The sequence below is a fragment of the Staphylococcus sp. 11262D007BW genome, from assembly GCF_053547815.1.
Map to the genome: position 1 here is coordinate 1,224,690 of NZ_JBPWPJ010000001.1, position 13,692 is coordinate 1,238,381.

Annotated in this window: 13 protein-coding genes; 6 read left to right on the forward strand and 7 right to left on the reverse strand. The window is 32.9% G+C overall.

Annotated elements, in window-relative coordinates; genetic code table 11:
- Positions 1 to 2 precede the first annotated feature (2 nt).
- Positions 3 to 1,037, reverse strand: coding sequence for a uroporphyrinogen decarboxylase (gene hemE, locus ACEE93_RS05975; RefSeq protein WP_449156450.1), 1,035 nt, complete (start codon positions 1,035 to 1,037; stop codon positions 3 to 5).
- Between the two features lie 230 nt (positions 1,038 to 1,267).
- Here hemE and ACEE93_RS05980 point away from each other — a divergent pair, with 230 nt between their 5' ends.
- Positions 1,268 to 1,789 carry an antibiotic biosynthesis monooxygenase family protein gene (locus ACEE93_RS05980; protein ID WP_449156214.1) on the forward strand — a complete coding sequence of 174 codons (522 nt, stop codon included), beginning with the start codon at positions 1,268 to 1,270 and terminating at the stop codon, positions 1,787 to 1,789.
- A gap of 59 nt (positions 1,790 to 1,848) precedes the next feature.
- Here the strand turns inward: ACEE93_RS05980 and ecsB are convergent, their stop codons facing one another.
- Both ecsB and ecsA read right to left on the reverse strand, forming a co-directional pair.
- Positions 1,849 to 3,063, reverse strand: a complete 1,215-nt coding sequence (gene ecsB, locus ACEE93_RS05985; RefSeq protein ID WP_449156451.1) for an ABC transporter permease EcsB — start codon at positions 3,061 to 3,063, stop codon at positions 1,849 to 1,851.
- The gene (ecsA, locus tag ACEE93_RS05990; RefSeq protein WP_449156216.1) at positions 3,060 to 3,794 is read right to left on the reverse strand and encodes an ABC transporter ATP-binding protein EcsA; all 735 of its coding nucleotides are present in this window, start codon (positions 3,792 to 3,794) and stop codon (positions 3,060 to 3,062) included. The genes ecsB and ecsA overlap by 4 nt, the downstream gene beginning before the upstream one ends.
- 152 nt (positions 3,795 to 3,946) lie before the next feature.
- On the opposite strand from ecsA, the gene ACEE93_RS05995 reads away from it, so the two are divergent.
- From ACEE93_RS05995 to ACEE93_RS06015, 5 genes are all read left to right on the forward strand, one after another.
- Complete coding sequence (locus ACEE93_RS05995; protein WP_449156217.1) at positions 3,947 to 4,378, forward strand: HIT family protein; 432 nt, start codon at positions 3,947 to 3,949, stop codon at positions 4,376 to 4,378.
- 64 nt (positions 4,379 to 4,442) lie between these two features.
- Positions 4,443 to 4,793 carry a YtxH domain-containing protein gene (locus ACEE93_RS06000; RefSeq protein ID WP_449156218.1) on the forward strand — a complete coding sequence of 117 codons (351 nt, stop codon included), beginning with the start codon at positions 4,443 to 4,445 and terminating at the stop codon, positions 4,791 to 4,793.
- Positions 4,794 to 4,946: 153 nt separating this feature from the next.
- Positions 4,947 to 5,474, forward strand: coding sequence for an HTH-type transcriptional regulator Hpr (locus tag ACEE93_RS06005; protein ID WP_449156219.1), 528 nt, complete (start codon positions 4,947 to 4,949; stop codon positions 5,472 to 5,474).
- 53 nt (positions 5,475 to 5,527) lie between these two features.
- Positions 5,528 to 6,079 (forward strand): DUF3267 domain-containing protein, encoded by a 552-nt coding sequence (locus tag ACEE93_RS06010; protein ID WP_449156220.1) that lies wholly within the window; start codon positions 5,528 to 5,530, stop codon positions 6,077 to 6,079.
- Between the two features lie 187 nt (positions 6,080 to 6,266).
- Positions 6,267 to 7,241 (forward strand): foldase protein PrsA, encoded by a 975-nt coding sequence (locus ACEE93_RS06015; RefSeq protein WP_449156221.1) that lies wholly within the window; start codon positions 6,267 to 6,269, stop codon positions 7,239 to 7,241.
- A gap of 663 nt (positions 7,242 to 7,904) precedes the next feature.
- Here ACEE93_RS06015 and yhaM read toward each other — a convergent pair.
- From yhaM to ACEE93_RS06035, 4 genes are all read right to left on the reverse strand, one after another.
- Positions 7,905 to 8,846: a 3'-5' exoribonuclease YhaM gene (gene yhaM, locus ACEE93_RS06020; RefSeq protein ID WP_449156452.1), complete on the reverse strand. Its 942-nt coding sequence runs from the start codon at positions 8,844 to 8,846 to the stop codon at positions 7,905 to 7,907.
- Between the two features lie 20 nt (positions 8,847 to 8,866).
- Positions 8,867 to 11,791, reverse strand: coding sequence for an AAA family ATPase (locus ACEE93_RS06025; RefSeq protein ID WP_449156453.1), 2,925 nt, complete (start codon positions 11,789 to 11,791; stop codon positions 8,867 to 8,869).
- Positions 11,792 to 11,794: 3 nt separating this feature from the next.
- A complete protein-coding gene (locus ACEE93_RS06030) occupies positions 11,795 to 12,982 on the reverse strand; it encodes a metallophosphoesterase family protein (protein ID WP_449156224.1) in 1,188 nt (395 codons plus the stop codon).
- Positions 12,983 to 13,269: 287 nt separating this feature from the next.
- The gene (locus ACEE93_RS06035) at positions 13,270 to 13,614 is read right to left on the reverse strand and encodes a YlbF/YmcA family competence regulator (protein WP_449156225.1); all 345 of its coding nucleotides are present in this window, start codon (positions 13,612 to 13,614) and stop codon (positions 13,270 to 13,272) included.
- Positions 13,615 to 13,692: the final 78 nt, after the last annotated feature.

Genomic DNA, 13,692 nt, shown 5'->3' on the forward strand with positions numbered 1-13,692 from the left:
CATCATCGTTTCGTATAGTCATGTACAAATTTTGTCACTTTGCGTAAAGTGTCTGGTTGTACTTCTGGAAAAACCCCATGTCCTAAATTAAAGATATGCTTTTGATCTTGCATGCCTTGATCTAAAATAGCTTTCAATCGTTGTTCAATGACTTCCCAAGGTGCTAATAATACACTTGGATCTAAATTACCTTGAAGCACTTTATGAATACCACTTTCACGTGCTTCTGTGATAGATGTTCTCCAATCAAGCCCTAAAACATCAATTGGTAAATCATTCCAAGAAGTGGCCAAATGACTAGCCCCAACACCAAATAAAATAACTGGGACATTATACGCTTTAATACCAGCAATCAGTTTTTCCATACATGGTTTAACGTAATAATCATAATCTGCACGATTTAACGCGCCCCCCCATGAATCGAACACTTGAATTAATTGAGCACCCGCTTCAACTTGGGCACCAACATATGTAATTGACATATCTGCTAAAGTGTCCATTAATTTAAACCATGTTGCCTCATCACGATACATCATTGCTTTTGTTTGGTTATAATTTTTAGATGGCCCACCTTCTATCATATAACTCGCTAATGTAAAAGGAGCACCTGTAAAACCAATAAGGGGAACATCAAGTTTTTCTTGAGTTAATAAAGCAATCGTATCCAGTACAAAAGAGACATCTCTCTTTGGATCAATTTGATTTAACGCTTCAACATCTGAATATTTTTGAATTGGATTACTAATAACGGGACCAATGCCTGATTTTATTTCTACCTCTACCCCAATGGCTTTAAGCGGTGTCATAATATCTTTATATAATACAGCCGCATCTGTTTGATAATTTAAAACAGGTAATTCTGTAACATAAGCACATAATTCAGGTTGATGTGTAATTTCAAATAATGAATACTTTTCTTTTAACTTACGATATTCAGGTTGAGAACGCCCCGCTTGTCTCATAAACCATACGGGTGTATGCGATACTGGTTCTCCTTTTATTGTTTTTAATATAGTATCATTAAAGTTATTATTCATTTGCTCCTCCTTAAAGATTCATTCTTTCTCAATATAACATAAGTCTTTCATCGGACTCATAGAAAACGAATGGTTGTCATTAAATTTTTAAAACTTCTCTACTTTATCATAAGCAAAAAAGTATTATTTATCATTACTTTCCTGATATAGTCATTATGGTTTAAAAATAAATTGGTACTTTATAGCGATACGTAATATAATTATATTACGAAATATTGGAGGTAACGATTATGAAATTTTATACAACTTATGGCACTTATAATTATCTAAGTCAAATTCAAGCTAATAATAGTGATCGTAATTTACTTATTTATTCAGGTAACGGTGAATCTATCCTTATTGAAGAAACTGAAAAAGAAACTGTTTTTCAACAGCCTAACACGTTCCGCGTCCTTTCCCGTAGTGGCGAACTCTCTGAACAAGACTTTATAGCCATCATTTCAATTCCAACTTCAGATGATCATCAATACCAACTTGAGAAAAAGTTAAATTCCTATTTACCAATACTTTCAGATTTTAACGGCTATCATTCATTCCGACTATTAAAACCATTAAAAAGTAATGTCTATAAAATTTTATTTGGATTTGAGTCTCGTCAACTCTATGAAGATTTTAAAAAGTCTTCTACATTCCGTGAGCATTTTTCAAAAGAAAGTGTACGTCCATTAGCTGGTTCTTCTGCTATACACTCATCCTATATAGAACGTTATTTCTATCCAATTACAGAAGATGACCCAGTAGACGCACAATAAAAAGATGGGATTGAACACATAATAAATGTGCTCAATCCCTTTTTAATGAGATACTTTTATTAATCTTTCAATAACGTTTCTTGATATTTTAATTTCTTAATGGTAGTTCGAACAGTTAATAAGCCTACAATAAAGAAAATAATCACTAAATAAAAGTAGTTAATATTAATAATAAGATAAACAATGCTCAATAAAATACCTAAGATAATGACCGTTAAATTTAAGAAAGACTTATACCCTTCTATGACATTAACTTCTGAAACTGGCCATACTTGAGGCCATAAACTATACGCTTCTTGTGTATAAAATTGAGACATTTGTAGTATGATAATATACATTGCTAATGAACCAATAATTAAACTAATTAACGGATGACTTAACCAAATCATTAATAACATCGTAATGATAGCTAAACGACAAGTAATATTAAATGCATCGGTACTTCTTAAAAAGTTGCGTTTAAATAAATATGGGTACATTTGATGTTCATCAAATACTTTTGGTGTTCGCAATAAGAAGTCTAAGTATTTTCGCCTTTTAGCAGGTACTTCCATCCCTTTAACATCTGTGAACATATTTACAAATTTATAGTAGTTCGCACGTTGTTGTTGTGCTTGCTTAATTAATGTATGCCAAGGAAACGGCGCTTTACTATTAATTACTTTAAAAACAATTAGTAATAATACGATGGCAATAAAACTACCTAAACCAATAATACTTTGGGTATCTAAAATGACATAATATCCCGCTAAATAAATAATGAATAATACACTATTAAGGGACCACGTTTCTAAATCATATAAATACCATTCCCATCTAAGCAATAGCCCCAAAATCGGAAAAATTAATGCTAGTATTACTAACGCAATAAAGCTTAGCGTAGCCCCCGGATGAAGTACATTGAATAACGGATAAGCTATAATTAATAAAATAATCAGTAGCGGTAACCGTGAGACGTAACTTTTAATGATACTTTTATGAATGTACTCCTTCATTTCTACTTCAAATGGTAATAAAAATAATTGATCGGCCTCTTCTAACATGGTTTTTAACGGAAAAATCGAACTAGCAGATAGTACAATCGCAATAATAAGAGCATAATTAATCCCAGTTGGAACATCTTTTAGCCACTGTCCATAGCCTAGGATGAAGGCACCTAGCAAAATCATTAAAAAGATTGCAAAGTGTCCATTAAAGATGAATCGATTATAATAGTGTCTTTCTTTTTTATGCGCTTTATTTCTTCGTTCAAATAATGCTTTTGCCGTATTCATGAATGTGTACGCTCTGTCACTTTAATATATATTTCATCTAATGAACGTCCTTGCATATTTGTCTGTGCTCTTAATTCCTCTAAGTCGCCTAACGCAACGATTTCTCCTTGATCTAGGATAATAAATCGATCACAATAACGCTCAGCTGTGGCTAAAATATGTGTACTCATTAAAACCGTTTTACCTGTTTGTTTTTTAGTTTCCATTAAATCTAACATTGATTGAATACCGATTGGATCTAATCCTAAAAAAGGCTCGTCAATAATATATAAGTCTGGTTCGACAATAAAGGCACAAATAATCATTACCTTTTGTTTCATACCTTTTGAAAAATGACTTGGAAATACATGAAGTTGATTCGCTAAACGAAACGTCTCTAGAAGGGGTTGCGCACGTTTCATCGCAGTTTCTTGATCTATATTATAAGCCATCGCCGTCATTTCAATATGTTCTTTTAAAGTTAATGTTTCATATATCACTGGAGATTCTGGAATATAAGATAAATGTTTCCTATATTGATTGATATCATCTTTAATATCAATACCAGAAATTGACATATCCCCTTCCATTGGTGTTAATAAGCCAAGCATATGTTTGATTGTCGTACTTTTACCCGCTCCATTTAAGCCGATAAGTCCTACGATTTCTCCAGATTTTAATTCAAAGTTCAAATCTTTAATAATAGGCTTTTTGCCATAGCCTCCTGTCAAATGTGTGACGTTTACTGTCATTTTTGCACCTCCACAATTGGTATTGTATCAAAAAACACTTTTAACGACCTCTATTAACAACTCAGTGCTTAAAGCAGAATTTTAAATACCTAGCCATATCGAATATGTAAAACTCATGATATAATACTTATAAATGAATGGAGGGAATCTCAATGAGTGAAACAATATTTTCAAAAATCATTAATGGCGAAATCCCTAGTTTTAAAATATACGAAGATGAATATGTTTATGCCTTTTTAGATATTTCACAAGTGTCAAAAGGTCATACTTTGCTTGTACCTAAAAAGCCATCTCCTAACATTTTTGAAACAGATGCAGAAACAATGGCTCATATCGGTAAAGCTTTGCCAATTGTAGCTAATGCGATTAAGGACGCATTTAATCCAGATGGACTGAATATTATTCAAAATAATGGTGAATATGCCTCTCAATCTGTTTTTCACATTCACTTTCATTTAATTCCTCGATATGAAAATGATATCGATGGGTTTGGTTATCATTGGAATACTCATGAAAATGAAATTGATGATGAACAAAAAGAAGCTATTGCTGCTTCGATTAGCAAACACATTCAACAACCGTAATGATGGTAACGCATATTTTAATGTGTTAAGGGTAAATAATTAAAAAAGTTCAAGGAGGAAAATCATGAAAGCCTTACAAATTTCTTTAGGTGTGGTAGCTGGTGTTGCTACAGGTTTAGGTATTGCTTTAATTCAACGTGATCGCGATGTTAGAATTGCAAATCCTAAAGCTGAAGCACCAAAAACCGAATTAGAACAAGAAGTTGATGTCATCAAGCATAATCTTAAAGCGATTAAAGATTATGCCTTAGAAATTAAAAATGAAAGCCAATCTATTGGCACTTCAATCGGTGACGAAGTTAAGACAATGATTGGAGAATTCAAATCAGACATTGATCCTAACATTAAACGTCTACAAGGACATATCGAAAATCTTCAAAATCGTGCAGAATCTATGACATCTAATGATGCCTAGTCCATCTTCATGTGATAGTACAACACTATTTTATTTTTGGATATCGTCTTAAATACTTTAATCTATCAAACTTAAAGTGGGTGACATCTCTTTTAATGCATTTAGAATGTCACCCTATTTTTTATTTTCAACATCATGAGGAGGTAGTTGTTAATGGACAAAAAAGAACGTATTGAAAGTTTATTATATTCTCATCGCATTGCGTTACTTTCAAAAATCATTTGGAAAAATGCTGAAAAAGATTGGCAGTATTGGCTCAAAAAATCTGGTATTACCATTAATGAATATCTTATTCTTGCCACGATTTATGCCTATGAACGTGCCACTATCACTGAAATTTCAAAACCAGGTGTTATTCATGTCTCTACAGCTTTTAATTTTTCAAAACGCTTGGAACAACAAAATTTATTAAAATTTGAAAAAGATTCAAATGACAAACGAAATACGTATTTATCCTTAACTGAAAAAGGAAAAAACGTTGTAGAAGATGTATTTGATCAATATGAAGAAGATAACAATTCAATTTTTAAAGCGTTTGAAACGTTAAAAGAAGAAATTTCTCATCTTCCCCATTTTAGTGATGCGCACTATCTTGTCTCTAAATTACAAGGACGCGAGTTTTTATACGACCTTAAAGACTGTCATGATAAGCTTCAAAAAAATTTACTTGACGAAGAATGATTTCGGGTGGATAATACCGTTATATTAATGACAGTTACTAAAGGAGTAGGATCATGTTAAATTGCTTACGTTCAATCGACATCCATTCTCGTTTCGGTTTACCTCGTATTGCATTTATTAGTTTTGTGACAGTGGTACTTACATTTTTTGTGAGTTTTGAGTTATTTCATTTTAGTTCAGATGTGCCTTTCACTGACCAAAACTTCTTGTGGTTTATCATTTTTATGATATGTCTATACCCTATCCATAAGATGATCCATTTGATCATGGTCTTGCCATATTTGAAATATGTTAGAATTAAAAAGTTATTTCGTAATCATTGGTTTCCGATTTACAATATCTTTTTAGATAAACCAATACGTAAACCTTATTTTTGTATCATTTTAATTATGCCACTTATCATCATTACAATATTATGTATTTGGATTGCCCAACATTATCCTGCTTATGGGCATTATTTTATGTTTTTATTATCACTCAATGCAGGATATTCCGTAATGGATTTACTTTATCTAAAGGTGATTATTTTCTCTCATCAAGGTCAATATGTTGAAGAACACGTTAACGGTTTTGTATTACTCAATGAAAACCCTAATCACCATTAAACTACCTCAAACACTGCATGATACTCTGGAAATTTTTCCAGAGTATTTACTTGGAATAATCCCCCATGTTGTCACTTTTAAATATATATTTCTCATCTTTTAGTCCGATATTAACAGTTACGCGTTGGTGCTCGCTTTCCCATGTGTTATATTATTTGTGTTACTTTATAAAAAAGGAGACGTCACGATGAACAAAAGCCTAAAAAAAATAATGCTACCTATCTCAGCTACTGCGGTTTTACTCGCAGCATGTGGTAACAACACCCCTACTTCAGAAGATGAAACACTTATCTCATCAAAAGCTGGAAATGTTAATGTAGAAGATGTAATGAAAGAAATCGGTAATGAGCAAATTGCCAGCAATTCTTTTAAAGTATTACTGGATAAAATTTTAGAAGATAAATATGGCGATAAAGTCGATGATGATAAAGTGAATAAAGAAGTTGATAAAGAAATCGAAAACTATGGTGGTAAAGACCAATTTGATTCCCTTTTAAAACAACAAGGCTTAACAATGGATCAATATAAAGAACAACGTAAAACATTAGAATATCAAAAGCAATTATTAGATGATAAAATTGATATTTCTGATAAAGAAATTAAAGATAATACTAAAAAAGCATCACACATTTTAATCAAAGTGAAGCAGGATAAAGATGATAAAGAAGGATTATCTGACAAAGAAGCTAAAAAGAAAATCAATGATATTAAAAAGCAACTTGATAAAGATCCAGACAAATTCGAGTCCCTTGCGAAAAAAGAATCAATGGACTCCAGTAAGGATAAAAATGGTAGCCTAGATTATGTCGTTAAAGGACAAATGGTAGAACCATTCGAAAAAGCACTATTCAACTTAAAAGATGGTGAAATCTCAGACGTTGTTAAAACAGATTATGGTTATCATATTATTCGAGCAGACAAACCAACAGACTTTGAAGATAAAAAACCACAACTTAAAGAAAAACTCGTTCAAAGTAAAATTCAAGACAACCCAGAATTATTAACGAACGCCTATAAAGACTTACTTGATGAATATAAAGTCGATTACAAAAATAGCGACATTAAAAAAGCCATCGAAGACACAATCCTAAACCCTGAAGCTTTACAACAACAATCATCACAAGGCGCACCAGGCATGAATCAACAAAACCTAAGTATGTAACATTAAAGTGCGGAAGAAAGCGTTTTGGCCCCGAGCAAAATTGCCCAGGAAGCAGCAATTGGTTCTCAAATTGATGCGCCCTGGGCTTTTTGTTGAGGGGACAGCTTTCTGGAGCCGGATTAACAACAAAGTGTGGGAGCTTACGAACACTTCGAACATAAGTGAGTTAGTGGTCGTTATGCATGCGAACATAAGTGAGCAGGCGAACCGTTTCTTAAGAGCAAAATCGAGCGTCGAACTCAAACCATCTTTGGTTTTAGTGAGGCGCTCTTTTTGTTGAGAGTTTTGCAGCACGAAGCCGGATTAAAACAAAGTGCGGAAGAAAGCGTTTTGGCCCCGAGCAAAATCGCCCAGGAAGCAACATTAGAAACACTTTGAACTTAGTGAATTAGTGGTTCTTATGCATGCGAGTGATAACGAGCAGGCGAACCTTTGACACTATGCGCCCTGGGCTTTTTGTTGAGGGAACAGCTTTCTGGAGCCGGATTATATCAAAGTGCGGGAGCTTACGAACACTTCGAACGCAGTGAGATAGTGCACGTTATGCATGTGAGCGAATAGCGAGCAGGCGAACCTTTGTATCGATGCACTCTGGCTTCTCTACAATTTAAAATAAAAAAGAGTGAGATTGACGTATAATAACTGTCAGTCTCACTCTTTTGATTAGTCTAGCTTTTCTGGATTATAAAAGCGGCGACCTTCTAAACCAAAAATACGTTCTGTAAATTGCCCTTTTTCAGTAGACTTAAATGCTTTATCAAACATATTCATGCGTGCATCAATATTATCAATAAAATGAAGAATTTCCGCTTCTTTTATTAGAGGTAATTTAGGAGAACCATATTCTAACTTACCGTGATGTGCCAAGATTAGATGACGAAGCAACATCACCTCTTCTCCTTCTATTCCTAAAGTTTTAGCTGCTTCTGCCACTTCATCGCTTGCAATTGAAATATGACCTAATAAATTCCCTTCAACGGTATAAGATGTTGCTACAGGTCCAGATAGTTCTTTCACCTTACCTAAATCATGCACAATAATACCGCTAAATAATAAACTACGATTTAAATTAGGATAAATATCGCATAAAGCACTCCCAATTCTTAACATCGTTAAAACATGATAACTCAATCCACCCGAGAAATTATGGTGGTGGGAACTCGCAGCAGGAAATGTATAAAACGACTGTTCATATTTATTTAATAAGTGTCTAATAATACGTTGTAAATTGGCATTTTCAATATCAAAGATAAAACCTTGTATTTCATTTTTAATTTCATCAATCGACAACGGTGCACTATCGATAAAGTCTCGAATTGAGACACCATCAGCCTCTCCCGCAATGCGATACCGGTTCATTTTTAATTGTTTCTTACCTCTATAATTGATAAGGTCTCCCTGCACATGAAGGATCATTTCGGGCTTAATTGTTTCAATATCTTGTTTAGTCGCTGTCCAAAACTTGGCATCTAATTCGCCACTTTTGTCTTGTAATTTTAAAGTCATATAATCTTTGCCTTGAGCTGTCACACCTTGCACAGCTTGGTGTACTAGAAAAAAGTGATTAACAGAATCACCAGGATTTAAATTTTCTATATTTCTCATATTATAACGCCTTTCTTATACTATTGCTTCACTTTATTTAAAGTTACAAGTTGTTTTGTTGGTATTTGACTATCTCGATTACATGTAAAATATAACACCTGATACTCATCTGGCAAGGCACGTAAATATTTCATCACTTTCATTTTACGTTTAACATCAAAATGTACAAAAGCATCATCAACAATAATCGGCAATGAATAATATGGTTTAAGTGTTTTGATTAAGCTCAATCTTAACGAAATATATAATAGTTCTTTAGTCGATTGACTTAATTCTATTGGATGATAAACTTGACCATCTTTGTGACGTACGATGAGTTCGTCATTTTGATAAGCGACTTGTTCATATTGACCATCTGTTAAATTATGGTAAATATGTGTTGCTTCTTCAACCACTTGTGGTAATCGCTTATCTTTAATTTGTTTAATATGCTCATCTACTAACGCTTCTAAATAACTAAGTGCTGCCCAGTCTTTTGCTTTTTCGTTCAATTGATTACGTAAAATTTGATAACGATGTCTTAAGTTTCTCAATGTATCATCTGTTTCCATATGATTAATTTGTGCCGTTAAATCACTGACTTCACCTTGTAACTCAAGAAATTGCTCATTGTACGTATCAATTTGTTGAGTTAATTTATCATATTCAGATTCTAATTGTGCCGTTGTTTTATCGCTTAATTTAGAACTTTTTTCATAACCATAATCCTGGTTTTCAAGATACTTCGTCAAATCATTAAATCTTGCCAAACGAGAATGATACGTTTGATAATTATCATAATGTTTATAATAACTTTCTTCATCAATCGCACCAATTGACTTAAACAGATTTTGAATAACATGTTGATTTTCTTTTAATCTGGATTCCAAATGCTTAATTTCATTAGCGATCAGTGAGTGTTGTTCTTCATTACGCTCAAAACGAGATTGATCTTTTTGTGTACGTTGCAACCATTCACGTAAATCATGAAATAAAGATGACGTATCAAAACGACCAATGATCGCTTCAACATCTTGTTGAGCTTGTGTATAGAATGATGTTAATGCATTCGACAATTCGTCTTTTGTTTCTTGTAATTGTTGCACTTTAGAATAATGTGTCTTTATTTTTTTGATCGTATGAATCGCATCAACTAATAAATCGTTTGATAGTTTATCCGATAAATATAATTGTTGTTTGATTTCGCTAACCTTTTCCGAAACTTGTTGTAATTGAGTTTCAGTACTTGATAATTGTTGTTCAACATTGTGTACTTTCGTTTTTAACACTGTCATACTTTGTTGACGTTGCTCATACTGATCTCTCAATTGGAATTGATCCTCTAAGTTAAAGTCAAGATTGTAATTTGCTTCTAATTGAGATACCTCATGCTCGAGTTCGGCAATTTCATCAGCAAATTGTTGATCATAACCGATTTCTTTCGTTTTAACAAAGAAACAACCCAACACTGCTAGTAATGCGATCACAATAAAGATACTACCGAATAAGACATTGGATGTGAAGAATGCAAAAACAGATAAACCTGCTGAGACTAACGCTAAAATGATTAGAAAAGTACGTATGATTGTCTTTTGTTTCATACGCTCGACATGTTCTCGTTCAAAGCTTTCTTTCATTTTAGTAAACAAGTTTCGTTTTTCATTAAGTTCTAATAATTGTTTTTCATGAATTTGCTTTTGTTCGAAATCTTCATCCGTTACAAGCTGAGCCTCAAGTTCTGTTAATTCATCATTATAAGATTGCGTTTCAATCCCATAGTCATCTACACTACCTTTTAGACGTTGCAACGTATCTATTGTATTTTGTTGCTCTTTTAATATCTCGGTTGTATAACTAATTTGTACATCTGACGTATCGACATCTTCATGAACCGTGTCCCAACCAATATTGCTTTTCAAGCCTTCTATTTCCTGTTCATGTGAATCAATGTCTCGTTTAACTTGTTTTAAATCAAATGTTTTTTGTTTAATTTGATCTTCTTGCTTTGATAATGTTTCGATTGTGTCATATTGCGTTTTTTCAGGTAAACTTAGTTGTTGATTATCCTGTTCGAGTTGTAGACGTTTTTCTTCTCTTAAGCCAATATCCCTTTCTAAATGTTGCGTTTGTAATTTGGCTGCTTCATAACGATCAATACCTTGTTCTGGAAACTCTAAAGGTTGGATATTAAGATCACTCTCAAGCCCTTTCCATTCTTGGACTTGATCGTGCAATGCGAGTTCTTTTTGTTTTTCTTCATATAAACGATTCAATTGACTCAAATTTTGTTTAATCGTATCAAAGCGTTTTTGAGATTTATCTCGAGTTTCATTTAAACGTTGGTATGTTTCAAGTTCTGTAGCTTGATCGCGAATTTGAAGTTCTAATTGTTTCAACTCTTCAACTTGGCGATTGATTTCAGGGTTTTGACCGTTCTTTTTATATAGTTCTTGTTTTTTTTGATTAATCAAATCCCTCATACCAATAAATTCTGTCGAACCAAGGGCGCCAGCTTGCATTAAAAAGTTTTGCAATTGATTTTCAGTAAGATGTTTGTGAATATCTTGTAAACCTAATACATCAAAGGAGAATATAGATTGATATAGCTTTTTATCTATGTAATTCAATTGTTCGTTCAACCATTTTTCATCTTTTATTGAACCGTTCGGCAAGTAGACTTTAACGTCACCTTGCGCAGCGCCTTTAACGCGTTCAACAACCACTTCACTAGCATCATCCATTAATAAAGTAATACGTCCACCATAGTGATTCCCCATTCTTGGTTCAAGACGCGGTTCACTTTCCCTTTTTGTAGGAAAACCAAATAATATCGAATGGATAAACGCTTGTAATGTAGATTTTCCCGCTTCATTCTCTCCATATATTTCTGTAAAGTATGGATTAAATTCGACTGTTCTTTGGACAAATTGACCATAACCATATATTTCGACTGATTTAATTTTCATGGTTTACTTGTCCTCCTTTAACTCAGCATTCATCATCGCTTCTGCGCGCTCAATTAAGTCTTTACGATCTAACTGCTGATAATTATCCAAAAACTTGGAAGCTTTAGGATTCATATATAAATCATTCATTGCATTTTCGAAAATGTGATCTTCCGCTAGTAACGCGTCAGAAAACTCATTTACAATAGAACTTTGTTTCATGTCAGTGTATTGAATGAATAATTCATCGATACAAATAAAATGATGTTCATTTTCTTCATATTCTGCAATCATCGCTTCAACTTGTTGAATGGTTTGAGTGTCAAAATAATTATCTCCACTCACCTTTACAGTCAAACGATATATTGCACGCCCTAGATGACGAACACTCTCTTTAAATGTTTGAATAGCTTCATACAAATGTTGTTGATTGACATCTTCAACTTTAATCGTAGCACTATCAAAACGAATAAAATGCGTTGGTACAAAGCGCGTCGTAAGTTCAATATGATTACCTTCGACTATTAAACAACCCTTGTCTCCTTGTTCTTTAAAGTGACGTCCCTGTATATTGCCCGGATAATGAATTTGAGGTAAATCACTGAGTTGTTGTCGCTTGTGTATGTGACCTAATGCCCAATAATGATACAACTTAGCATTTAAGTCTTCTAGTCTAAATTCTGTATAGCGATCCGATGTTGACGATTTACTGTATGTACCATGTAGTAAGCCAATATGAATGACGTTACGTGTGTCATTTGTTGGGTATTCATCAATTTTATTTTCATAGCTTTCGTTATTTTGATAACTGAATCCATGAAAATGAATCGTCTCACCACGTTTAGTAATGGCTTGATAAGTTTCAACTTTATTAGAAAATACAGTAACGTTCTCTGGTAAATCGGTCGTAATACGTGAGGATAATGGATCATGGTTACCATGAATAATATAAACGAAAATCTGTTCTTGCTTTAAGCGATTAAATTGTTCCTTTAAAAATACTTCAGCCTTTAAAGTTCTGTTACGTTGATCAAATAAATCGCCACTAATAATTAAAAAGTCAATTTCCTCTCTTAGTGCTAAATCAATAATGTTTTTAAAACTTTCATAGGCACTATTTTCAATATCTTGAATAATATGAGGACTAAAATAGTGTTTAGATACAAATGGACTATCGAGATGCAAATCTGCACAGTGTATAAATTTTACCATTCATACATTCTCCTTTAAATATAGTCGAAACAACGCATAAAGTAGTCACTATTTGTGATGAAAACATCAATTCAAACGCTAAAATAACCTTTTTGCAATGTCTCAACTTTAATTTGTATGTATTCTTATATTTTATCATAATTTTAAGTTAAACAGTATGTAAAATAAAGAGGATGGAACTTTCAATCATAGAACATTTCCTAATAAAGGAAAAGAGGTTGAAACAGGGATGTCTCAACCTCTAATGTGAAAATCATTAAATCTTCAATTAACGACATTAATCGAAATTAGTCAGCGTAAATTTCGTCTAATGGTTTTACGATGATTTGATTGATTTCTTGGAATACTTGGCTCATTTTTTGTTCAGCAGCCATTAATTCAGAAATATTTTCATCTTTTTCGATTTCTTGAGCTTGTTCTTGAGCTTTTTTCAACTCATCTTCAGCAATTTCTTCCCCTTGCATTTGTTTTTGTTGGAAGTTTAATTGCGTTTCACGGAATTCATCAAATAATTTTTTAGACGCTTCATTTGATTTAACTTTGTTATACGCTTCTTGAATTGCTTGATATTCATCACTTTCGCGTAAAGCTTGTTCTAATTTGTTAGCATGATCATATAAATTTACAGCCATAAGTCTATCGCTCCTTATTTAAATAGTATGTGTACAAGATTGTTTTTTATGCTTTCAATCTCTTTCCTTGCTTACAAT

Bases quoted from the DNA above. Each gene is read 5' to 3' on its own strand.
- hemE (WP_449156450.1), bottom strand. From the start codon at position 1,037: ATGAATAATAACTTTAATGATACTATATTAAAAACAATAAAAGGAGAA.
- ACEE93_RS06030 (WP_449156224.1), bottom strand. From the start codon at position 12,982: ATGGTAAAATTTATACACTGTGCAGATTTGCATCTCGATAGTCCATTT.
- ecsB (WP_449156451.1), bottom strand. From the start codon at position 3,063: ATGAATACGGCAAAAGCATTATTTGAACGAAGAAATAAAGCGCATAAA.
- ACEE93_RS06005 (WP_449156219.1), top strand. From the start codon at position 4,947: ATGGACAAAAAAGAACGTATTGAAAGTTTATTATATTCTCATCGCATT.
- ACEE93_RS06035 (WP_449156225.1), bottom strand. From the start codon at position 13,614: ATGGCTGTAAATTTATATGATCATGCTAACAAATTAGAACAAGCTTTA.
- ACEE93_RS05980 (WP_449156214.1), top strand. From the start codon at position 1,268: ATGAAATTTTATACAACTTATGGCACTTATAATTATCTAAGTCAAATT.
- ACEE93_RS06015 (WP_449156221.1), top strand. From the start codon at position 6,267: ATGAACAAAAGCCTAAAAAAAATAATGCTACCTATCTCAGCTACTGCG.
- ACEE93_RS05995 (WP_449156217.1), top strand. From the start codon at position 3,947: ATGAGTGAAACAATATTTTCAAAAATCATTAATGGCGAAATCCCTAGT.
- ACEE93_RS06010 (WP_449156220.1), top strand. From the start codon at position 5,528: ATGTTAAATTGCTTACGTTCAATCGACATCCATTCTCGTTTCGGTTTA.
- ecsA (WP_449156216.1), bottom strand. From the start codon at position 3,794: ATGACAGTAAACGTCACACATTTGACAGGAGGCTATGGCAAAAAGCCT.
- ACEE93_RS06025 (WP_449156453.1), bottom strand. From the start codon at position 11,791: ATGAAAATTAAATCAGTCGAAATATATGGTTATGGTCAATTTGTCCAA.
- ACEE93_RS06000 (WP_449156218.1), top strand. From the start codon at position 4,443: ATGAAAGCCTTACAAATTTCTTTAGGTGTGGTAGCTGGTGTTGCTACA.
- yhaM (WP_449156452.1), bottom strand. From the start codon at position 8,846: ATGAGAAATATAGAAAATTTAAATCCTGGTGATTCTGTTAATCACTTT.